This is a genomic window from Actinomadura macra NBRC 14102 (assembly GCF_001552215.1).
Taxonomy (GTDB): domain Bacteria; phylum Actinomycetota; class Actinomycetes; order Streptosporangiales; family Streptosporangiaceae; genus Spirillospora; species Spirillospora macra.
Genome location: NZ_BCQT01000018.1, coordinates 331 through 25,642, shown reverse-complemented (window position 1 = coordinate 25,642; position 25,312 = coordinate 331). Strand labels below are relative to the sequence as shown.

Annotated in this window: 2 protein-coding genes (1 of these 2 cut by a window edge); both read right to left on the bottom strand. The window is 70.8% G+C overall.

From position 1 onward, the window contains the following. A protein-coding gene (locus AMA02S_RS27970; RefSeq protein WP_067463619.1) for a non-ribosomal peptide synthetase crosses the window boundary here: on the bottom strand, positions 1–15,335 show its 5' portion. 7,867 nt of this gene lie to the left of the window's left edge; the window shows 15,335 of its 23,202 coding nt (coding positions 1–15,335); its start codon is at positions 15,333–15,335; its stop codon lies off the left edge, out of view. Then, positions 15,335–25,312 carry a non-ribosomal peptide synthetase gene (locus tag AMA02S_RS27965; protein WP_067463616.1) on the bottom strand — a complete coding sequence of 3,326 codons (9,978 nt, stop codon included), beginning with the start codon at positions 25,310–25,312 and terminating at the stop codon, positions 15,335–15,337. Before AMA02S_RS27965 ends, AMA02S_RS27970 begins: the two co-directional genes overlap by 1 nt.

The window sequence follows — 25,312 nt, the reverse complement described above, 5'->3', positions numbered from 1 at the left end:
CGCTCACCCGAAGAACTGAACGGGCACGCCACGAACCGTTCACCGGTCAGCCCGCGACGAGCGATATAGCCGCGCGCCAACCCGGCACCCGCAACGTAGAGCTCTCCGACCACCCCGACCGGAACCGGGGCCAGCGCCTCGTCCAGGACGTAAAGCCGGGTGTTGGCGATGGGTGCACCGATCGGGACCACACCGGCCGCGACATCGTCGGTCGTGATCTGTGTGGTCGCCACCCCGATGGTGGTCTCGGTCGGCCCGTAGTGGTTGAACACCGGCCGATCCGACCCGGCAGCCCGCACCAACTCGTCCAGCCATTCCACCGGCGCCGCTTCACCACCCAGCACCACCGACCCGGCAGGCAGCATCCGCTCGACCCCTGCCACAGCCGACAACGCGACCAGGTGGGACGGGACGGCCTTGAACGCCTCGATCCGGTGTTCGTCCAAATAGGCCGCGACCGCCTCGGGATCGGTCACCGAGTCCGGGTCAAGGACGTGGAGCCGTCCACCGGTGACCAGGCTGGTGAACACGACCGTGTTGCCCAGGTCGGTGACTTGAGATTGCAACAACGCATATCGGGCTTGCTCACCGGTCCAGCCGAGCCGGGCCGATGCCGAGGCCACATAGTTGGCCAGGGCCGCGTGCGTGACCGCCACACCCTTCGGAGTCCCCGAGGACCCTGAGGTGTACATCACATACGCCAACCCCGCCAGATCCACCACCCTCTCCGGAGCCGACGCAGGCAAGCCCTCCAACAACGCCACGGTCATCGGATCATCGATCGCGACCAGCCGAACCCGTCCCGCGGGCAGATCGTCCAGGACGTCTTGGGTCCCCAGCACCAGCTGGGTGCGGCTGTCGGTGAGCATGAAGGCGATCCGCTCGGCCGGGAGACGGCCGTCGATCGGCAGATAGGCCGCGCCCGCCTTCCACGCACCGAGAACCGCGGTCACCATCTGCGCGCCACGCGGCAGACAGAGGCCAACCACCGATTCCGCGCCCATCCCCATGCTGCGCAGGTAGCCGGCCACCTGGTTGGCCTGCGTGTCCAGTTGCGCGTAGGTCACCTCGGTCCCGTCGGCGACCAGCGCCACTGCGTCCGGGGAGACCGCGACACGTTCCTCGAACCGGTCGAGGACAGCCGACGCCACCGTCGCGGTCCCGGTGTCGTTCCACCCCACCACCACCCGCTCGCGCTCCAGCGGATCCAATACCTTCACCGCACGCAAGGTGAGATCCGGAGCCGCAGACACCGACTCCAACACCCGCGCGAACCACCCCGCGAACCGATCAGCCGCCGGCGCGTCGAAGAGATCCGCCGCCACCGTCACCGAGCCGCGCAGGCCCGCCGCACGACCCTGATCGTCAAAGACCTCCTCGGCCGCCACGTACAAATCGAACTTGGCCGGAGCCGGCGCCGAGCCGTTGGCCGCACCCGTCCCGCCTCCGCCGCCGACCTGCACGCCCTGGAGTTCCACTGCGGCGTCGCCGGCGTTCTGCATGGTGAGCACCACCTGGACCAGGGGGTGCCGCGCCATCGACCGGGACGGCGCCAACTCTTCCACCAGCCGCTCGAACGGGACGTCCTGATGCGCCAACGCCCCCAAGCTCGCCTCACGCACCCGCGCCAGGACCTGCCGGAACTCAGGGTCACCCGACAGATCCGTCCGGATCACCAACGTGTTCAGGAAGAAGCCGACCAGATCGTCGAGTGCCTCGTCGGTACGGCCCGCGATCGGAGACCCGATCGGGATATCGGTACCGGCGCCGAGCCGTGACAGCGTCACCGCCAGCGCGGCCTGCAAGACCATGAACGTCGTGGCGCCCTCGGACCGGGCCAGCGCCACCAGCCGACCATGCACCTCGGCGGGCACACGCAACGGCGCCGCGTAACCGACGTGCCCGGCCGTCGCCGGACGAGGCCGATCCGTCGGCAGCGCCAACTCCTCCGGCGCTCCGTCCAGGGCGTTCCGCCAGTACTCCATCTGCCTCGACAGGAGACTCTCGGGATCGGACTCCCCGCCCAGCAGTTCTCGTTGCCACAACGCATAGTCGGCGTACTGAACGGGCAGCGGCTCCCAATCCGGCGCCTCGCCCCGAAGCCGCGCCGCGTATGCCGTGGACACGTCCCGGCCCAACGGCACCATGGACCAGCCGTCACTGGCGATGTGGTGCATGACGACCACGAGAACCTGCTCGTCCGGACTGGCCTGGAGTAGCCACGCCCGGATCGGCACCTCGGTCGCCAGGTCGAACGGGTACCGTGCCGCCTCGGTCACGGCCTCCGGCAGTCCCTCGGCCTCGACGTCGGACACCTGGAGATCCCAGTCCAGTTCATCGGGCTCAAGGACCCGCTGATAGGGCTCACCATCCACGGACGGGAACACCGTCCGCAGCGACTCGTGGCGCCCGATCACATCGCGCAACGCCGCACCCAGCGCCGCCACGTCCACCCCGGACAGCCGAAGCGGCATCGGAAGGTTGTAAGCCGGATTCGGCCCCTGCAACTGACCGAGGAACCAGAGGCGGCGCTGCGCGAACGACAACGGCACCCGGTCCGGACGCGCAGCCGCCCGCAGGGCGACGCGCGTCCGTCTTGGTCCCATCTTCGCCAGTAAGGCGGCCAGTCCGGCGACCGTGGGCGCCTCGAACAACGTCCGGACCTCGATCTCCACATCAAGGACGGCTCTGATCCGCGATACCAACCGCACTGCCAGCAGCGAGTGCCCGCCGAGGTCGAAGAAGCCGTCGTCCACGCCGACCGAGTCCAGGCCCAGCACGTCGGCGAACGCCGCGCACAAGATCTCCTCCTGGACCGTCGCCGGCCCACGACCTCCCCCTGCACCAGCGGCGTACTCCGGAGCCGGCAAAGCACGGCGGTCGAGTTTGCCGCTGACCGTCAGCGGCAACTCAGGCAGAGTGACAACGGCGGCGGGCACCATGTAATCCGGCAGCCTCGCCCCCACAAACTCCCGCAACCCAACGGCATCAACCTCGGTGTCAGCCGGGACGGTGTAGGCGACAAGCCGCCTGTCACCCGGAGTGTCCTCCCGGGCGACCACCGCGACCTGCGCCACCTGCGGATGAGCCCGCACAACCGCCTCGATCTCCCCAGGCTCGATCCGGAACCCCCGCACCTTCACCTGCTCATCCGCACGACCCACGAACATCAACCGGCCATCCGACGTCCACCTCACCAGATCACCCGTCCGATACATCCGCTCACCATCAGCGCCGAACGGACACGCCACAAACCGCTCACCCGTCAAAGCCGGACGATTCACGTAACCGCGCGCCACACCGGCCCCCGCGACATACAACTCACCCACCACACCCACCGGCACCGGACCAAGCGCCCCATCCAGCACGAAAAGCCGCGTGTTGGCCATCGGCGTGCCGATCGTCGGCTCATCCCCCACAGCCAACGGCACCGACATCGACGCGCACACCGTCGTCTCCGTCGGACCATACGCATTGATCAAACGACGACCCGAAGCCCACCGCCCCACCAACCCCACATCCAAAGCCTCACCCGCCGACACCAACGTCCCCACCAACGACAACGCATCGGCATCCAACGCCCCCAACACCGCAGGCGGCAACGTCGCATGCGTCACCCCCTGATCGGCGACCAACTCCACCAGACCCGCACCCGGGACGAGCTCCTCCTCCGCCGACGCCATCACCAACACCCCACCCGAACACAAGGTGACGAGCACCTCCGACACCGCCGCATCAAACCCCGCCGACGCGAACTGCAACACCCGCGAACCCAACCCAACCCCGAAATGCCGCGCCTGCGCCGCCACCAGATTCACCACACCACCATGAGTGGCCGCCACACCCTTCGGCGTCCCCGTCGAACCCGACGTATAGATCACATACGCCAGACCAGACGGATCCACCACCACACCCGGCGACGCATCCGGATATGCCGCGATCTGCACCTGGACCTGCGGTTCGTCCACCGCCACCGGCACGACGCCTCGTAGCGGCAGCTCGTCCAGCACTTCGTGTGTGCCCAGCACCAGCTGCGTGCGGCTGTCGCTCAGCATGAATTCCACGCGCTCAGCAGGAAGCCGCGCATCGATCGGCAGATACGCCGCCCCCACCTTCAACACACCCACAATCGCCGCAACCAACTCCACACCACGCGGCATACACAACCCCACCACCGACTCCGCGCCCACGCCCAGCCCGCGCAGATAGCCCGCCAACCGATTCGCCCGCACATCCAACTCAGCGAAAGACAGCTCAACACCACCCCCGACCACCGCCACCGCATCCGGGATCGCCGCCGCCCGCTGCTCGAACAGCTCTACGACCGACGCATCGGGAGTCTCGGTCTCCGTGTCGTTCCAGCCGACGAGAAGCTGAGCCCGCTCCTGCGGGTCCAGGACGTCCACCGCATGAAGAGCGATGTCCGGGGTCGCGGTCACCGTGTCCAGCACGCACGCGAACCGATCCGCGAGCTTGGCCGCCGCCGGGGCGTCGAAGAGGTCCGCAGCGACCGTCAATGACCCGCGTAATCCGGCCGGACGGCCGTCGCGGTCGAACACCTCTCCGATCATCACGTCCATATCGGTCTTCACCGGAGTCATGGCGACGCCGACTCCCGAGGCGACTCCCGCGCGCACACCGGGCAACTCCAGCGCCGCCCGCTCGATGTTCTGCAGCGTGAGCACGACCTGGAACAACGGATGCCGCGCCATTGCCCGCTTTGGCGCCAGGTCCTCCACCAGCCGCTCGAACGGGACGTCCTGATGCGCCAACGCACCAAGGCTGGCCTCACGCACCCGCGCCAGGACCTGCCGGAACTCAGGGTCACCCGACAGATCCGTCCGGATCACCAACGTGTTCAGGAAGAAGCCGACCAGATCGTCCAGCGCCTCATCGGTACGGCCCGCCACACCCGACCCGATCGGGATATCGACACCGCCGCCGAGCCGTGACAGCGTCACCGCCAGCGCGGCCTGCACGATCATGAACGTGGTCACGCTCTCGGTCCGCGCCAGGTCCGCCAGACGCGCGTGCACCTCGGCGGAGATCTCGACCGCCGCGGCGTGCCCGAGATGGCCGGCCACCGCCGGACGGGGCCGGTCCACCGGCAGCATCAGCTCTTCTGGGGCCCCGGCGAGCGTCGTTCGCCAGTACTCCACCTGCGCCGACAGCAGACTCTCCGGGTCGGACTCCTCACCCAGCAGCTCACGCTGCCACAACGCATAGTCCGCATACTGAACCGGCAGCGGCTCCCACTCCGGCGCCTCACCCCGAAGCCGCGCCGCATACGCCACCGACAGATCCCGGCTCAGCGGGGCCATTGACCATCCGTCGCTGGCGATGTGGTGCATCACCACCAGCAGGAGCCGCTCGTCCGGATCGGCCTGGAACAGCCACGCCCGGATCGGCATCTCGGTCGCCAGGTCGAACGGGTACCGCGACGCCTGGCCCACGGCCTCCGCCAGGTCCCCGGCCTCGACCGGCACCACGTCCAGGTCCCAGTCAAGCTCTTCCATGTCCAGGATCCGCTGGTAGGGCTCACCGTCCACGGACGGGAACACCGTCCGCAGCGACTCGTGACGGCCGATCACGTCCCGCAGCGCCACGCCCAGCGCTGAGGCGTCCACACCCGGCAACCGGATCGGCATCGGGATGTTGTAGGTGGGGTTCGGCCCTTCCAACTGGGCCAGGAACCACAGGCGGCGCTGGGCGAACGACAACGGCACTTGTTCCGGACGTTCGCGCGCCTGCAACGCCGCTCGTGCCCGTCCGACGCCCGGCATCGCCAGCCGCGCGGCCAATCCCGCCACGGTCGGCGTCTCGAAAAGCGTCCGGACCTCGATCTCCACGTCGAGCGCGGACCTGATCCGCGACGCCAGCCGGACCGCCAGCAGCGAGTGTCCGCCCAGATGGAAGAAGCTGTCGTCCAGTCCCACGGATTCGACGCCCAACACCTGGGCGAACGCCGCGCACAGGGCCACCTCCTGGGGGGTGGACGGGTCGCGCCTCGTCCCGGCACCGGCGGCGTAATCGGGGGCGGGTAGCGCCCTGCGGTCGAGCTTGCCGCTGACGGTGAGCGGCAGTCCGGCCAGCGGAACGACGGCGGCGGGCACCATGTATTCCGGTAACCGCTCGGTCATGTGGGCCCGGAGTTCAGCGGAGTCAAGGGCGGCATCGGGGTCGGCGGGGACGACGTAGGCGACAAGTCGTTTGTCACCCGGGCTGTCCTCGCGGGCGATCACGGCGGTCTGGACCACGTCCGGATGGGTGCGCAGGACGGCCTCGATCTCCCCGGGCTCGATCCGGAACCCCCGGACCTTCACCTGCTCGTCCGCGCGACCGGCGAACATCAGCCGGCCGGCCGACGTCCACTTGACCAGGTCCCCGGTCCGGTACATCCGCTCGCCATCAGCGCCGAACGGACACGCCACGAACCGCTGCCCTGTCAGAGTCGGACGGTTCACGTAGCCGCGGGCCACTCCTGCGCCCGCGACGTACAGTTCGCCGATGGCCCCCGCCGGTACGGGGCTGAGAGCTTCGTCCAGGACGAACGCGCGTGTGTTGGCCATGGGGACGCCGATCGTCGGGTCATCCCCGACCCTCAACGGCACCGACATCGACGCACACACCGTCGTCTCCGTCGGACCATACGCATTGATCAAACGACGACCCGAAGCCCACCGCCCCACCAACCCCCCATCCAAAGCCTCACCCGCCGACACCAACGTCCCCACCGAACCCAAAGCAACCGCATCCAACGCCGCCAACACCGCAGGCGGCAACGTCGCATGCGTCACCCCGCGATCGGCGATCAGCTCCACCAGCCCCGCACCCGGGACGAGCTCCTCCTCGGCCGAGGCCATCACCAACACCGCACCCGAACACAACGTGACGAGCACCTCCGAAACCGCCGCATCAAACCCCGCCGACGCGAACTGCAACACCCGCGAACCCGGCTCAACCCCGAAATGCCGCGCCTGCGCCGCCACCAGATTCACCACACCGCCATGCGTCACCCCCACACCCTTCGGCGTCCCCGTCGAACCCGACGTATAGATCACATACGCCAGACCAGACGGATCCACGAGAGCGTCCGGGACCGTGTCGGAGCGGCGGTCGAGGGTGGCGGCGGTCGACGGATCGTCGAGGGCGATCACTTGAGCGTCCCCGGGCGGCAGGTGGTCCAGCGCCCCGCGGGTGCCCAGCAGGAGCCGCGTACGGCTGTCGGCGAGCATGAACGCGACACGTTCGGCCGGCAGCCGTGCGTCGATCGGCAGGTACGCCGCGCCGGCCTTCAACACCGCCATGATCGTCGCGATCAGCGGCACGCCACGCGGCAGGCACAGCGCGACCACCGACTCCGCGCCCACACCCAGATCACGCAGATGACCGGCCAGCCGGTTCGCCCGCGCGTCCAGTTCGGCGTAGGTCGTCTCTGTCGCGCCGGCGAGCACCGCCACCGCGTCCGGGGCGGCCGCCACCTGCCGCGCGAACAGGTCGAGGACGGTCGTTCCCGCCGTTTCCGTTTCGGCCGCGGTGTCGTTCCACGAGACGAGGAGCCGCTCGCGCTCCTCGGCGTCGAGGACGTCGACCGCGTGCAGGGCGATTTCCGGGTCGGCGGTCACCTCGTCCAGTACGCGGACGAACCAGTCCACGATCCGTTCCGCCGTGGGCGCGTCGAACAGGTCGGCCGCCGCCGTCACCGACCCGCGCAATCCCGCCGGACGGCCCTCGTCGTCGAACACCTCGCCGACCATCACATCGAGGTCGGTCTTCACTGATGCGATCATCGCGGCGTCGGTCGCCGGGGCGGCTCCCATGCGGGCGCCGGGCAGGTCCAGCACCGCGCGTTCGACGTTCTGCAAGGTGAGCATCACCTGGAACAACGGGTGCCGCGCCATCGCCCGCTCGGGGGCCAACTCCTCCACGAGCCGCTCGAACGGGACGTCCTGATGTGCGAAGGCGCTCAGGCTCGTCTCGCGCACCCGCGCCAGGACGTGCCGGAACTCGGGGTCACCGGACAGGTCCGTCCGGATCACCAACGTGTTGACGAAGAACCCGACGAGATCGTCGAGGGCTTCGTCGGTGCGGCCCGCGATGCCCGATCCGATCGGGATGTCGGTGCCGGCGCCGAGCCGTGACAGGGTGACCGCCAGAGCGGCCTGCACGACCATGAACGTCGTGGCGCCTTCTGCCCGGGCCAGTTCTGCCAGCCGCTCATGAACATCGGCCGGAACCCGCAACGGCACCGCATGCCCACGATGACTGGCCACCGAAGGACGCGGACGGTCCACCGGCAGCACTAGCTCCTCCGGCGCACCCGACAGAGTCCGCCGCCAGTACTCCACCTGCGCCGACAACAAGCTGTCCGGGTCGGACTCCTCACCCAGCAACTCACGCTGCCACAACGCATAATCGGCATACTGCACCGGCAACGGCTCCCACACCGGAACCTCACCCCGAACCCGCGCCGCATACGCCACCGACACATCCCGCCCCAACGGACCACGCGACCACCCATCACTGGCAATGTGATGCATCACCACCACCAGCACCTGCTCATCCGAACCGGCCTGGAACAACCACGCCCGGATCGGCACCTCCACCGACAGATCGAACGCGTACTGCCCGGCCTGCGCAACGGACTCGGCCAGGTCCCCGGCATCTGTCCGGGACACCGCCAGATCCCATTGGAGATCCCGCACATCCAGGATGTGCTGGTAGGGCTCACCGTCCACGGACGGGAACACCGTCCGCAGCGACTCGTGGCGCCCGATGACGTCCCGTAGCGCCGCGGCCAACGCGGCGATGTCCACGTCGCCCGCCAACCGGAGCACGGCGGGAATGTTGTAGGTCGCGCTCGGGCCTTCGAGCTGGGCCAGGAACCACAGCCGGCGCTGCGCGAACGACAGCGGTATCCGCTCGGGCCGCTCCACCGCCCGCAACGGGGTACGGGCCTGGCCCGCCTCGCCCTCGGCCAGGCGGGCGGCCAGCCCGGCCACGGTCGGCAGCTCGAACAGCGTCCGGACCTCGATCTCCACTCCGAGCACGGCCCTGATCCGGGAGACGAGGCGGACGGCCAGCAGCGAGTGCCCGCCGAGGTCGAAGAAGCCGTCTTCCACGCCCACCGAGCCCAGGCCGAGCACCTCGGCGAACGCTCCGCACAGGATCTCCTCCTGCACGGTCGCCGGGCCTCGGCCCGCTCCGGCCGCGGCGGCGTAGTCGGGGGCGGGCAGTGCCTTGCGGTCGAGCTTGCCGCTGACGGTCAGGGGCAGCCCGGCCAGGGTGACCACGGCGGCCGGGACCATGTACTCCGGGAGCCGTCCCGCCACGAACTTCCGCAGCCCGCCGGTGTCGATGTCGGCAGCGGCTCCGGTGCCCGCGTCGGCATCGGCATCCGCGGGCACTATGTAGGCGACAAGACGCCGGTCCCCCGGGGTGTCCGCGCGGGCGACCACCGCGGCCTGGACGATGTCCGGGTGAGTGCGCAGCACGGACTCGATCTCGCCGGGCTCGATGCGGAATCCGCGGATCTTCACCTGGTCGTCGGCGCGGCCGGCGAACATCAGCCGCCCGGCGGAGGTCCATTTGGCGAGGTCCCCGGTCCGGTACATGCGCTCACCGGACGGCCCGAACGGGCAGGCGACGAACCGCTCGGCGGTGAGGGTCGGCCGTCCCACGTATCCGCGGGCCACACCTGCACCCGCGACGTACAGTTCGCCTACCGCGCCGACGGGCGCCGGGTTCAAGGTGTCGTCCAGGACGAACACGCGCGTGTTGGCCATCGGCGCGCCGATCGTCGGCTCATCCCCCACAGCCAACGGCACCGACATCGACGCACACACCGTCGTCTCCGTCGGACCATACGCATTGATCAAACGACGACCCGAAGCCCACCGCTCCACCGAACCCGCGTCCAGGGCCTCACCCGCCGACACCAACGTCTCCACCGAGTCCAAAGCGTCCGCATCCAGCGCGGCCAGCACGGCCGGAGGCACGGTCGCGTGCGTCACCCCATGACCGGCCACCACCTCCGCCAGCCCCGCACCCGGCACCAGTTCGTCCGCCGTCGCCATCACCAGTGCCGCACCCGAGCACAACGTCACCAGCACCTCGGACACCGCCGCGTCGAACCCCACCGACGCGAACTGCAACACCCGCGAACCCGGCTCGACCCCGAACCACTCAGCCTGCGCCGCCACCAGGTTCGCCACACCACCATGAGTGGCCGCCACACCCTTCGGCGTCCCCGTCGAACCCGACGTATAGATCACATACGCCGCAGCGGACGGATGGATCGTCACGTCCGGCGACGTGTCGGGATACCCGGCCAGGTGTACGGCGATCGCCGGATCGTCCAGCGCGATCAGACGGACCCGTCCGGCAGGAAGATCGTCGATCACGTCCTGCGTGCCCAGCACCAGTTGCGTCCTGCTGTCGGCCAGCATGAACGCCAGACGGCCGGCGGGCAGCCGCGCATCGATCGGCAGATACGCGGCTCCCGTCTTCAGGACGCCCAGGATCGCCGTCACGAGCTGCGCGCCGCGCGGCATGCACAGGCCCACCACCGACTCGGGGCCCACCCCCAGGCCCCGCAGGTAGCCGGCCAGCCGATTGGCCGACGCGTTCAGGTCGGCGTAGGTCAGCTCCGCGCCCTCGCCGATCAGCGCCACCGCGTCCGGGGCTGTCGCCGTCTGCCGCTCGAACGAGTCGAGCCCCGTTCCGCTCGGGGTCCCGGTCGCGGTGTCGTTCCAGCCCGCGAGCAGTTGGTCGCGCTCCCGCGGGTCGAGCACGTCCACCGCGTGCAAGGCGACGTCGGGGACCGCGGTCACCACGTCGAGGACGCGGGTGAACCAGTCGGCGAACCTGCCCGCCGCCGGTGCGTCGAACAGGTCCGCAGCCACGGTCACCGAGCCGCGCAGCCCCATCGGGCGGCCGTGCTCGTCGAACGCCTCCCCGACCATGATGTCCATGTCGGTCTTCACCACGGTTGCCGCGGCGGTGTCCAGGCCGGGAACCGCTCCGGCCCCCGCCCGTGCGCCGGGGATGTCCAGCGCCGCGCGTTCGACGTTCTGCAGCGTGAGCACGACCTGGAACAACGGATGCCGCGCCATCGACCGCGTTGGTGCCAGCTCTTCGACCAGCCGCTCGAACGGGACGTCCTGGTGCGCCAAAGCGCTCAGGCTCGCCTCACGCACCCGCGCCAGGACGTGCCGGAACTCAGGATCGCCGGACAGGTCCGTCCGGATCACCAACGTGTTGACGAAGAACCCGACGAGATCGTCGAGGGCTTCGTCGGTGCGGCCCGCGATGCCCGATCCGATCGGGATGTCGGTGCCGGCGCCCAGCCGTGACAGGGTCACCGCCAGAGCCGCCTGCACGACCATGAACGTCGTCACGCCCTCGGCACGCGACAACTCCACCAGCCGCTCATGAACATCGGCCGGAACCCGCAACGGCACCGCATGCCCACGATGACTCGCCACCGAAGGACGCGGACGATCCACCGGCAGCGTCAACTCCTCGGGCGCACCCGACAGAGTCCGCCGCCAGTACTCCACCTGCGCCGACAACAAGCTGTCCGGGGCGGACTCCTCACCCAGCAGCTCACGCTGCCACAACGCATAATCGGCATACTGCACCGGCAACGGCTCCCACACCGGAGCCTCACCCCGAACCCGCGCCGCATACGCCACCGACACATCCCGCCCCAACGGACCACGCGACCACCCATCACTGGCAATGTGATGCATCACCACCATCAACACCTGCTCATCCGAACCGGCCTGGAACAACCACGCCCGGATCGGCACCTCCACCGACAGATCGAACACGTAACGCGACGCGGTCCTCACGGACTCCGAAAGTCTCCCGGCCTCGACCGGCACCACCTGGAGGTCCCACTCCAGATCCCGCACATCCAGGATGTGCTGGTAAGGCTCACCGTCCACGGACGGGAAGACCGTCCGCAGCGACTCGTGGCGTCCGATCACGTCCCGCAGCGCCGCACGCAGCGCCGGGACGTCGACCTCCGGCAGGCGGATGGGCGTGGGAACGTTGTAGGTCTGGCTCGGGCCTTCCAACTGGGCCAGGAACCACAGCCGGCGTTGCGCGAACGACAGCGGTGGGCGTTCGGGACGCTCCACCGCCCGCAACGGCAGGCGAGCCTGGTCCACGGCGTCTCCGGCCAGGCGGGCGGCGAGCCCGGCGACCGTCGGCACCTCGAACAACGTCCGGACCTCGACCTCCGCGCCGAGGACGGTCCTGATCCGCGACACCAACCGGACGGCCAGCAGCGAATGCCCGCCCAACTCGAAGAAGCTGTCATCCACGCCCACCGAATCCAGGCCCAGGACGTCGGCGAACGCCCCGCAGAGGATCTCCTCCTGCGCCGTCGACGGGCCCCGGCCCGCCCCGGCACCGGCGGCGTAGTCGGGCGAGGGCAGGGCCTTGCGATCCAGCTTGCCGTTGGCGGTCAGGGGTAGTTCGGCGAGCGTGACCACCGTGGCCGGGACCATGTACTCCGGCAGCCGTGCCGCCACGAACTCCCGCAGATCACCGGCGGCGACGTCGGAGTCGGGGTCGAGATCGGCGGCCACGATGTAGGCGACGAGCCTCTTGTCGCCCGGAGTGTCCTCGCGGGCGATCACCGCGGCCTGGTTCACGTCCGGATGCGCCGCCAGCGCGGCCTCGATCTCGCCGGGTTCGATCCGGAACCCGCGGATCTTCACCTGCTCGTCCGCCCGGCCGGCGAACACCAACCGACCATCAGAGGTCCACTTCGCCAGGTCCCCCGTTCGGTACATCCGTTCACCGGACGGCCCGAACGGACAGGCCACATACCGCTGCCCCGTCAGCGTCGGCTGCCCCACATAGCCCCGCGCCAGCCCGGCGCCCGCCACATACAGCTCCCCCAGGGCACCCGCCGGGACCAGGTTGAGGGTGTCGTCCAGGACGAACACGCGCGTGTTGGCCATCGGCGTGCCGATCGTCGGCTCATCCCCCGCAGCCAACGGCGCCGACATCGACGCACACACCGTCGTCTCCGTCGGACCATACGCATTGATCAAACGACGACCCGAAGCCCACTGGTCGACCAATCCCGCGTCCAGGGCCTCACCCGCCGACACCAACGTCTCCACCGCCGACAGATCACCCACGTCCAACGCCCCGAGCACCGCAGGCGGCACCGTCGCATGCGTGACTCCGTGACCAGCGATCAGCTCCACCAGCCCCGCACCCGGGACGAGTTCCTCCTCGCCCGACGCCATCACCAGTGCCGCTCCCGAGCACAACGTCACCAGCACCTCGGACACCGCCGCGTCGAACCCCACCGACGCGAACTGCAACACCCGCGAACCCGGCTCGACCCCGAACCACTTAGCCTGCGCCGCCACCAGGTTCGCCACACCACCATGAGTGGCCGCCACACCCTTCGGCGTCCCCGTCGAACCCGACGTATAGATCACATACGCCGCAGCGGACGGATGGATCGTCACGTCCGGCGACGTGTCCGGGCTCGCCGCGAGCTGTGCCCGCACGGTCGGGTCGTCCAGCGCGACCGGCAGGAATCCCCGCAGCGGCAGCTCATCGAGGACTTCCCCGGTGCCCAGCACGACCAGTGTGCGGCTGTCGGCCAGCATGAACCCGATCCGCTCCGCCGGGTATCGCACGTCGATCGGCAGGTACGCCGCGCCCGTCTTCAGGACCGCGACGATCGCCGTCACCAGTTCCACGCCACGTGGCAGGCACAGGCCCACGACCGACTCCGCGCCCACCCCCAGGCCGCGCAGGTGACCGGCCAGCCGGTTCGCCGACGCGTCCAGTTCCGCATACGACAGGCCGACGCCGCCGGCCAGCACCGCCACCGCGTCCGGGGCGGCGGAGACCTGCCGTTCGAACCGCTCCACGACGGTGGACGCCGGGCCCGCCACCGCGGTGTCGTTCCATTCGTCGAGGATCCGGCTACGTTCCTGGGCGTCGAGGATGTCGAGCGTGCGCAGCGGGACGTCAGGGGCCGCGGTCACGAGGTCGAGGACCCGCTCCCACCGTCGCGCGAACGTCACGACCGATTCCACGTCGAACAGGTCGGCCGCCACCGTCATCGACCCGCGCAGTCCCGCCGGACCGCCCTGCTCGTCGTACACCTCCCAGACCGCCACATCGATGTCGAACTTGACCGGCACCATGGCGGGCTTGTCCGTGACCGAGCCCGCGCCGCCGTCGGTGCGCACGTCGGGCAGCGGGAGCGTCGAGCGCCTGGTGTTCTGGACGGTCAGCGCCACCTGGAACAGCGGGCTCCGGCTCAGCGACCGCACCGGGGCGAGTTCCTCCACGACGCGTTCGAACGGCACGTCCTGGTGCTCCAGCGCGTCCAGGCTCACCTCCCGCACGCGGGCGAGCACGTCACGGAAGGCCGGGTCTCCCGACAGGTCCGCCCGGATCACCAAGGTGTTGACGAAGAAGCCGACCAGGTCGTCCAGTGCCTCGTCGGTGCGTCCCGCGACGACCGCGCCGATCGGGATGTCGGTGCCGGCGCCGAGCCGGCGCAGCAGGACGGCCAGCACCGCCTGCAACACCATGAACGTGGTGGCGCCCTCGGCGCGCGACAGCTCCGCCAGCCGTTCGTGCACGTCGGGTGGGGCCTGTAACGGCACCCTGTATCCGCGGTGGGTCGCGACCGCCGGACGCGGACGGTCCGCCGGCAGCGTCAGCTCCTCCGGCGCTCCGGCGAGCGTCCGCCGCCAGTACTCGACCTGTTCGACGACAAGGCTTTCCGGGTCGGATTCCTCACCCAGCAGTTCCCGCTGCCATAACGCATAGTCGGCGTACTGCACCGGCAGTGGTTCCCAGCCCGGTTCCCGGCCCTCCAGCCGTGCCGCGTACGCCGTCGACACGTCCCGGGCGAGCGGCCCCATCGACCAGCCGTCACCGGCGATGTGGTGCACCAGGATCACGACCAGGCTCTCACCTTCGCCATCGCCCGTGAGGAAGAGCCACGCCCGGATCGGCACCTCCTGGGAGAGGTCGAAGGTGTGCCACGCGGCGCGCTCGGCCGCCGCGTGCAGTTCGTTGGAGGCGACGTGGTGTACCTGCAACTCCCAGTCCAGCTCGTGCGGGCTCAGGATGTGCTGGTACGGCTCGCCGTCGGCGACCTGGAAGGTGGTGCGCAACGCCTCATGTCGAACGATCACGTCCCGCAGCGCCGCGTCCAGCGCCGCCGGGTCGAGGTTCCCGGTGAGCGAGATCATCAGCGGAAGGTTGTAGGTGGGGCTGGGGCCTTCCAGCTGGCTCAGGAACCACAGTCGGCGCTGCGCGAACGACAACGGAATCATCACTGATTCTCCTTACGCATCGGACGTAATGCCGGTCGAGCCTTCTTCGGGCTTCCAAGCTTCGCCGCGAGCCGTTCCGGGGTCGGCGCCTCGAACAGGGCCCGGATCTTGACTTCCACGCTGAGCCTGGACCGGATCCGCGACAGCAGCCGGATCGCGAGCAGGGAATGGCCGCCCAGGTCGAAGAAGTCGTCGTCCACCTGGACCGACTCCCGTTCGAGTACTTCGGCGAAGACCTCGCACAGGATCGCCTCGTTCTCGTTGGCGGGCTCGCGGGCGGTGGTCTTGGCCGCCGTGCGGCCGGGCGCGGGCAGGGCCCCCCGGTCCAGTTTTCCGCTGGGGGTCAGCGGGAGTTCGGGGAGCGGAACGATGGCGGCGGGGACCATGTAGTCGGGCAGCCGACGGGTCAGGTGCTCCCGCAACGCCTCGTGGCCGCTGTCGGCGAGCCCGTCACCGCCAGGGCCGGTGTCGCGGTCGCCGTCGCCGTGGACGATGTAGGCGACGATGCGCCTGCCCGCCGGGGTGTCCTCGCGGGCGACCACGGCCGCCTGCGCGACGCCGGGGTAGGCGCGCAGGGCCGCCTCGATCTCCGCGGGTTCGATCCGGAAACCGCGGATCTTCACCTGCTCGTCCGCCCGGCCGGCGAACACGAGTTGCCCGTCCGGGGTCCACCGGGCGAGGTCTCCGGTGCGGTACATCCGCTCCCCGGCCCCGAAGGGGCATGCCACGAACCGTTGCCCGGTGAGGCCGGGACGTGCGACGTACCCGCGGGCGACGGGCGAACCGGCGGCGTACAGTTCGCCGACCACCCCGACCGGGACGGGCATCAGCGCGTCGTCCAGGACGTACAGGCGGGTGCCGGCGATCGGCGTGCCGATCGGCACGACGCCTGAGGCGAGCGAAGCGGGCGACAGTTCGGCGGTAGCGATCCCGATCGTGGTCTCGGTCGGACCGTAGTGGTTGAACACCCGCCGGTCTCCGGCCGTCCGGACCAGATCGTCCACCCAGGCGAGGGGGGCCGCCTCCCCACCGAGCACCAACGACCGGCGCGGGACGACCCGCTCCATGCCCGCCGCGGCGGCCAGGGCGGCCATGTGCGAGGGCACCGTCTTGACGAAGTCGATGCGGTGCTCGGCGAGGTATCCGGCCACCGTGTCGGCGTCCATGACGGACGCCTGGTCCAGCACGTGCAGCTGCCCGCCCGTGACCAGGCTGACGAACACCACCGTGTTGCCCAGGTCGGTCACCTGCGGTTGCAGCAACCCGTACCGCGCCCCCGCACCGGACCAGCCGAGGCGCGCCGACACCGAGGTCACGTAGTTGGCCAGCGAGCCCTGGGTGACCGCCACGCCCTTCGGTGTCCCCGTCGAACCCGAGGTGTAGATCACGTAGGCGAGGGCGGACGGGTCCGCCGCCACCGGCCCTGACGGAGCCGGCGGGCGCGCGGCGCCCCCGTCAAGCACACGCGGATCGTCCAGCGCACGCGGGGCGTCCAGCGCGTGCGGATCGTCCAGCCAGATGACGGGGACACCGGCGACGTTCTGGCCGTCGGGCGGGGCCGTCGTGTCCGTCCCGGGCTCGCCGGTCAGCGCCGCGGCCTCCGTCCGGTCCGCCAGCAGCAACCGCGTCCCGCTGTCGGCGAGCATGAACGCGATCCGGTCCGCCGGCAGCCGCCCGTCGATCGGCAGGTACGCCGCGCCGGCCTTCCAGACGCCCAGGATCGCCGTGATCGTCTCCGCCCCGGACGGCAGGCACAGCGCCACGACCGATTCCGCGCCCACGCCCGCGTTCCGCAGATGGTGCGCGAGCCGGTCCGCGCGCGCGTTCAGGTCCCGGTAGGAGACCGCCGTGCCGCCGGCGAGCAACGCCACGGCCTCCGGGTCGGCGCTCGCCGTGCGTTCGAACAACTCCACGAGGCTGGGGGTCGGGGTCGCTGTCGCCGCCGTGTCGTTCCATTCCCTCAGCAGCCGGTGGCGTTCCGCGTCGTCGAGGACGTCGAGGGTCCGCAGGGCCGCATCCGGGCCATCGTCCAGCGCCCGATTGAGCGTGGTGACCATGTTCTCCACGGCAGTGCGGATCAGGTGGCCGACCGCGCGCGCGTCGATGGACGCCACCGCCAGCACGCTGAAGCTGAGCTCCTCGCGGCCCCAGTCGTTCACCGACACCGTCAGCGGGTAGCTGTTCTGCAGCCGGGTGAAGACCTGCCGGATCCCCTCGACGGTCTCCTGCTGGGCGCGGTCCGCCTCCTGGCCCGCGTGCCGGTAGTTGAACAGCGAGGTGAACAGCGGCGTGTTGCCCACGATCCCGCTGGCCTGCTGCGCCACCGCCAGCGGCGCGTGCTCGTGCTCCAGCAACCCGGCCAGCTGGGTCCGCATCTCCTCGACCGCCGCGCGGACCCCGATCCGGCCGGTCCGGACCCGCACCGGCAGCGTGTTGAAGAACGGGCCCTGGACCCGGTCGGCGCCCTCTCCGGCGTTCATACGCCCGAACAGGACGGTGCCGAACACCACATCGTCACGTCCCGAGAGCGTGGCCAGCACCCGCGCCCACGCCACGTGCAGCACCGTCGCCGTGCTCACTCCGAGCCGCCGCGCCGTCGCCCGCAGCGCGGTGACGACCGCACCGGGAATCCGGACCAGCTCGGTGGCCAGGCCACTGCCGTCTCCGTGGACGTCCATCAGGCCGAACGGTGCCGTCGTCTCGGTCACGTCGCCGAGCAGGCCGGCGAAGAACCGCTCATGGTCGGCGCGGGAGACGCCTTCGCGGGTCTGGGCGACGAAGTTGCGGAACGGCAGCGCGGGCGCCAGCCGTTCCGTCCTGCCGGTGAGCACGCGCCGCAGTTCCTGCATCAGCACGTCCATGCCCTGGTGGTCCTGCACCATGTGGTGCATCCGCACCACGCCGAGCCACCGGCCGTCGTGCACCTCGGCGACGTGCAGGTCGAGCAGGGGCGCCCGGCCCAGGTCCATGCCCCATCCCGCGAGGGCCGACAGGGCCTCCACCGGCTCGGGTCCAGCGGAGTCCAGCACGTGTTCCCGCACCGGCAGCGTCACCTGCCGGCACACCACCTGGACGGGTTCGCGCAGCCCCTCCCACATCACGCCCGTGCGGTAGATGTCGTGCCGGTCGACCACCTGCTGCAACGCCCGCGTGAACCCGTCCAGGCGCGCCCGGGTGTCGAACTCCAGCCCCCACACCGTCACGTAGGCGTCCGCGCCGCCGCCCGCCAGCAGATGGTGGAACAGCATCCCTTCCTGGAGCGGCGCCAGCGGGTACACGTCCGCCACGTTCGCCGCGCCGCCGGGCACGCCGGCGACGATCCGGTCCACCTCGTCCTGGGAGAGGTCCACCAGCGGCAGCATCTCCGGCGTGATCCGCGCGGCGTCCGCGGGGATCAGGTTCGCCGGGACCTCCACCGCCTCGACTCCGGCGGCCCGCGCCATGCCCGCCGGTGTCGGCGACTCGAACAGCGCCCGCACCGACACCGGCACCCCGCGCGTCCGCATCAGCTCCACCAACGTCACCGCCAGCAGCGAATGCCCGCCCAGGCGGAAGAAGTCGTCGTCCACGCTCACCGACGACAGCCCCAGGACCTCGGCGAACGCCGCGCACAGGATCTCCTCCCGCACCGTCGCCGGAGCGCGGCCCGCACCCGCGGCGTACTCCGGGGCCGGCAACGCCCGGCGGTCGAGCTTGCCGTTGGGGGTCAGCGGGAGCTCGGGCAGGGGTACCACCGCGGCCGGGACCATGTGCTCCGGCAGCCGCCGCGCCACGAGTTCCCGCAGCTCCGCGTCCAGCGCATCGGTGTCGAGCACCTCGGTGGGCACCACGTAGGCCACGAGGCGCCTGTCCCCGGGGGAGTCCTCCCTGGCGACCACGGCCGCCCGGGTGATGGCCGGATGCGAGTGCAGGACGGCCTCGACCTCGCCGGGCTCGATCCGGAAGCCGCGGATCTTCACCTGGTCGTCGGCGCGGCCCGCGAACATCAGCTGGCCGTCGGGAGCCCATGTGGCCAGGTCCCCGGTCCGGTACATCCGCTCACCGGCGTCCCCGAACGGGCACGCCACGAAGCGTTCGCCGGTCAGTCCCGGGCGACGCACATATCCCCGCGCCAGCCCGACCCCGGCGATGTACAGCTCGCCGGCCACCCCGACTGGGGCCGGCCGGAGCCGCTCGTCCAGGACGTACAGCCGGGCGCCGGCGATCGGACGTCCGAACGGCACCGGGCCGGGACGGTCGGGATCCACCGCCCCCGACGCCACCATGACCGTCGCCTCGGTCGGCCCGTAGGTGTTCACCAGGCGCCGCCCCGAGGACCACGTCCGCGCCGCCGCCTCGCTGATCGCCTCCGCGCCCACCAGCACCGTTCCGACATGGGCCAGGTCCCGCGGGTCGAGCACGCCCAGCAGCGACGGCACCACGCTCGCCGCCGTCACCCCGGACAGCTCGCGCAGCAGCCGGGGCTGCGAACGCTGCCGCTCGCCGGCCACCCACAGCGTCGCGCCGTGCGCCAGCGCCACCGCCACGTCCAGGACCGACGCGTCGAAGCTGAACGACGCGAACTGCAGCACGCCTTCGCCGGGGGCCGCGCCCATCACCGGGCCGAACACCGACACCAGGTTCGCCAGCGAGCCGTGGGTGACCGCCGCGCCCTTCGGCGTTCCGGTCGACCCCGACGTGTAGATCACGTAGGCGAGCGCGCCGGGCCCGGCGCCGGCGTCCTCCACCGTGGTCTCGGGGCACCCGGCGAGCTCCGCCATGGTCTCCGGATCGTCGAGGGCCACTGCCCGCGCCCGGCCGGGTGGCAGCCCGTCCAGCACGTCCCGGGTGGTCACCACCAGTTCCGCGCCGCTGTCGGCGAGCATGAACCCGGCGCGCTCGGCCGGATAGCGCGTGTCGACCGGAACATAGGCCGCCCCGGCCTTCCACACGCCCAGGATCGCGGTGATCATTCGTGCGTCGCGGGGAAGGCACAGTCCCACCACCGACTCCGCGCCCACACCCCTGCCGCGCAGGTAGTGCGCCATCCGGTTCGCCGCCGCGTCCAGGTCCCCGTACGGCACCTCGGCGCCGTCCGCCACCACCGCCACCGCGTCCGGTGCGGCAGCCGCCCACCGCTCGAACGACCGCGGCACGAGCACGTCCGGACGCGCCGCCGCGGTGTCGTTCCAGCCGGTCAGCAGCAGCTCCCGCTCCTCGTCGTCGAGGACGTCCACCGCGTGCAGCCGCACGGCCGGAGCCTCGGCCACCCGCTCCAGCACCCGCACGAAGCGCCGGGCGACGGCCTCGACCGTGCCGGCGTCGAACAGGTCCGCCGACCCGGTCACCGACCCGCGCAATCCGGCCGGACGCCCCTCGTCGTCGACCACCTCGCCGAGCATCACGTCAAGGTCGAACCTCGCGGGCACCAGCGCCGGACCGTCCGCCGCGGAATGCCCGCTGCCTGCCCGCACCCCCGGCAGTTCCAATGCCGCGCGGCCGGTGTTCTCGACGGTCAGCATCACCTGGAACAGCGGATGCCGTGCCAAGGACCGGGACGGGGCCAGCTCCTCGACCAGCCGCTCGAACGGCACGTCCTGGTGCGCCAGGGCGTCCAGGCTCGCATCGCGCACCCGGCCGAGGACCTCCCGGAACTCCGGGTCACCGGACAGGTCCGTGCGGATCACCAGGGTGTTGACGAAGAAGCCGACCAGGTCGTCCAGCGCCTCGTCGGTCCGCCCCGCGACCGCCGTCCCGACCGGGATGTCGGTCCCGGCGCCGAGCCGCGACAGGGTCACCGCCAGCGCGGCCTGCAACACCATGAACAGCGTGACGCCCTCGGCGCGGGCGAGCGCCGCCAGCCGTCCGTGCACCGGCTCCGGAACCAGCGCCGCCACCTGATGCCCGCGGTGACCCGCCGCCGCCGGACGGGACCGGTCGACCGGCAGCACCAGTTCCTCCGGCGCACCGGAGAGGGTCCGCCGCCAGTAGCCGACCTGCGCCGCCAGCAGACTGTCCGGGTCATCCTCCTCACCGAGCAGCTCCCGTTGCCACAACGCGTAGTCGGCGTACTGGACGGGCAGCGGCTCCCACTCCGGAGCCTGCCCCTGAAGCCGCGCCGCGTACGCCGCCGACAGGTCCCGGGCCAGCGGGCCCATCGACCAGCCGTCACCGGCGATGTGGTGCACCACCACCGTCAGTACCCGCTCGTCCGTCCCGGTCTCGAACAGCCACGCCCGGATCGGCATCTCCACCGCCAGGTCGAACGCGTGCCCCCTCGCCTGCGCCACCGCCTCGCCCAGCCCGCCGGGGTCGACCCGACGCACCTCCGGGGCCCATTCGAGGTCCACCGCGTCCAGGATCCGCTGGTACGGCTCGCCGTCCGCCACCGGGAAGACCGTGCGCAGCGACTCGTGGCGTCCGATCACGTCCCGCAGGGCCGCCGTGAGCGCCGCGATGTCCAGCCCACCCGCCAGACGGATGATCATCGGAAGGTTGTAGGTGGGGCTCGGGCCCTCCAGCCGGGCCAGGAACCACAGCCGGCGCTGCGCGAACGACAGCGGTACCCGCTCGGGGCGCGCGCCGGCCCGCAGCGGCGTCCGGGCCCGGCCCGCGCCGTCCGCGACCAGCCGTGCGGCCAGCCCCGCCACCGTCGGCACGTCGAACAGCGTCCGGACCTCGACCTCCAGGCCGAGCAGAGCCCGGATACGCGACACCAACCGGACCGCCAGCAGCGAATGCCCGCCGAGGTCGAAGAAGCTGTCGTGCACCCCCACCGACTCCACGCCGAGCACCTGCGCGAACGTCCCGCACAGGAGTTCCTCCTGGACCGTCGACGGGCCACGGCCCTCGCCCGCGGTGTACTCGGGTGCCGGCAACGCCCGCCGATCCAGCTTCCCGTTCGCCGTCAACGGCAGCTCCGGCAGCGTGACCACGGCCGCCGGCACCATGTACTCCGGCAGCCACCGCGCGACGAACCCCCGCAAGTCACCATCCGCGACATCGTCCGCGGCCACATCCGCGGCTCCGTTCGCGGCAGCGTCCGCCACTCCGTTCGCGGTCACATCCGCGGACGTGGCGCCGTCGGTGTCCGGCACGACGTAGGCGACGAGGCGCCTGTCGCCCGGCGTGTCCTCCCGGGTGATCGCCACGGCCCGCGACACGCCCGGGTGCGTCAGCAGGACGGCCTCGATCTCGCCGAGCTCGATCCGGAACCCGCGGATCTTGACCTGTTCGTCCACCCGGCCGATGAACGCGAGCCGGCCGTCCGCGCCCCACATCACCAGGTCCCCGGTGCGGTACATCCGCGCCCCGGCCGGGCCGAAGGGGCAGGCGACGAACCGCTGCCCGGTCAGTGCCGGCTGGCGCAGGTAGCCGCGCGCCAACCCGCTGCCACCGATGTACAGCTCCCCCGCCACACCCGCCGGTACCGGCCGCAACGCCGCGTCCAGGACGAACACCCGGGTGTTGGCGATGGGCCGGCCGATCGGCGGCTCCCCGGTCACCCCCCGGGCCAGCGGCGCCGACGTCGACCAGATGGTCGTCTCCGTCGGCCCGTACACGTTCAGCACCGCATCGGCGGACTCCGCCAGCGCGGCCGCCAGATCCGCCGCCAGCGCCTCACCGCCGACCAGCACCCGCAGCCCTGCCAGATCGACGCCACCGCCCGTCAGCACCGACCGCCACAGGCTCGGCGTGGCCTGGACGACACCGACCCCGGTGTCGGCGACCAGCCGTCCCAGCGCCTCTGGGTCGTACAGGACGTCCTTGCCGGCCAGCACCACCGTGCCGCCGCGCACGAGCGGCAGGAACAGCTCCAGGCCGGCGATGTCGAATCCGACCGTGGTCACCGCCAGCAGCCGCTCGCCCGCTTGCAGGTTCACCTGCTCCTGCATCCCGACCAGCAGGTTCACCAAAGCCAGCCGGGGGATCACCACTCCCTTGGGCCGGCCCGTGGACCCGGACGTGAAGATCACGTACATGGGGTGGCCGTCCGCGACCGGCGCGGTCCGGTCGGCGTCGGTCACGTCCGCCGCCGAGCATGCCGCGACCGCCTCGGCGGTGTCCGGGTCGTCCACGACCACGGTCGTCCCGGCGGCCGGCAGCAGCCCCGCCAGCCGCTCGCACGTCACCGCCGCGATCGGCGCGGCGTCGGCGATCATCAGCGCGAGCCGCTCGGCCGGATAGTCCACGTCGACCGGCAGGTACGCGGCTCCCGACTTGGCCACCGCCAGCAGCGCCACCAGCAGGTCCGCCGAGCGGGGCAACCCCACCGCGACGAACCGCTCCGGTCCCGCGCCGCGCGCGATCAGCCACCGGGCCAGCCGGTTCGCCCGCCCGTTCAGCTCCCCGTACGACAGTTCCGTTCCGTCCGCCACCACCGCCACCGCGTCCGGCGTGGCCGTCGCCCACCGCTCGAACAGTTCGGTGACCGAGGAGTCCGGGAGGGCTGCGGCGGTGTCGTTCCAACCGCTCAGCAACCGGTCGCGCTCACGCTCGCCGAGTACGTCGATCGATCGCAGCGGGGTGTCCGGAGCACCGCGCAGCGTGCCGGCCAGAGCGTCGACAAGGTTCTGCATCGCGATGCCCAGCCGGCGGCCGACCGCGGGCGCGTCGATGGACCCGACGGCTTGGACCGTCACGCTGAGCCTGGCGGCGCCGTCGTCATTGACACCCACGGTCAGCGGGTAGTTCGTCCGGTCCCGGTCGAGGAGGCTCCGGATTCCCTCGATCGGTAACTCCCGGGCTTCGTCCACCGCCTGGTCTGCGGGCATCTGGTCGGCGGGAACCTGATCTGCGGAACCTTGATCTGCGGAACCTTGATCTGCGGGGACTTGTTCGGCGGACAAATGATCGGATCGGATCTGGTCGGCGTGGACGTAGTTGAACAGCGAGGTGAACAGGGGCGTGTTTCCTACGATTCCGCTGGCCTGCTGAGCCACCGCCAACGGTGTGTGCTCGTGCTCCAGCAACCCCGCCAACTGGACGCGCATCTCCTCAACAGCCGCCCGCACCCCCGTCCCACCCGTCCGGACCCGCACCGGCAAGGTGTTGATGAAAGGTCCCAGCACCCGATCAGCGCCGGCACCGGCATTCATCCGCCCGAACAGCACCGTTCCGAACACCACGTCCTCACGGCCCGACAACGTCGCCAACACCCGCGCCCACGCCACATGCAGAACCGTCGCCGGACTCACGCCCAACTGCCGCGCCACCTCACGCAACCGGGAAACGACCTCGTCGTCCACCGGGACCACTACCGAGCCGACATCGGCGCCGTCGCCCCGGACGTCCATCAACCCGAACGGCGCGGTCGCCTCGGTCACATCACCCAGCAGATCAGCGAAGAAACGCTCATGCTCAGATCGGGACACATCCCGGGACTGAGCCACGAAATTGCGGAACGGCAGTGCAGGCGCCAAGTGCTCCACTCGTCCGGCGAGCACCGCGCGCATTTCCCGAAGGAGGACGTCCATGCCCAGGTGGTCCTGCAACATGTGATGCATCCGCACCAGCCCGAGCCAGCGTCCCCCGGGCAGTTCGGCCACATGCAGATCGACGAGCGGGGCCCGCCCCAGGTCCATCGCCGCGCCACCCGCAGCCATCAGCGCGTCGATCGCGTCCGACGGGCGTGCGTCTTCGCCGGGCCGTTCGAGCCGCAGGAGGTGTTCTGTCATCGGCAGGACGGCGCGCCGCCACACCACCTGGACCGGCTCGCGCAGCCCATCCCAGACCACAGCCGTCCGGTAGATGTCATGGCGATCCACCACCTGCTGCAACGCCTGGACGAACCCGTCCAACCGGTTCCGTGAGTCGAATTCCAGCACGCGCGCCGTCACATAGACGTCCTCGCCACCACTTGCCATGAGGTGGTGGAAGAGCATGCCCTCCTGGATCGGCGCGAGCGGATAGACGTCCGCCACATTCTCCGCACCGCCATCGACTCCGGCCACAACCCGATCGATCTCGACCTGCGACAGATCCACCAACGGCAACAT

What these genes read in the sequence shown, in the direction of transcription:
- AMA02S_RS27965 (WP_067463616.1), bottom strand. Translation starts at nt 25,312, where the DNA reads ATGTTGCCGTTGGTGGATCTGTCGCAGGTCGAGATCGATCGGGTTGTG.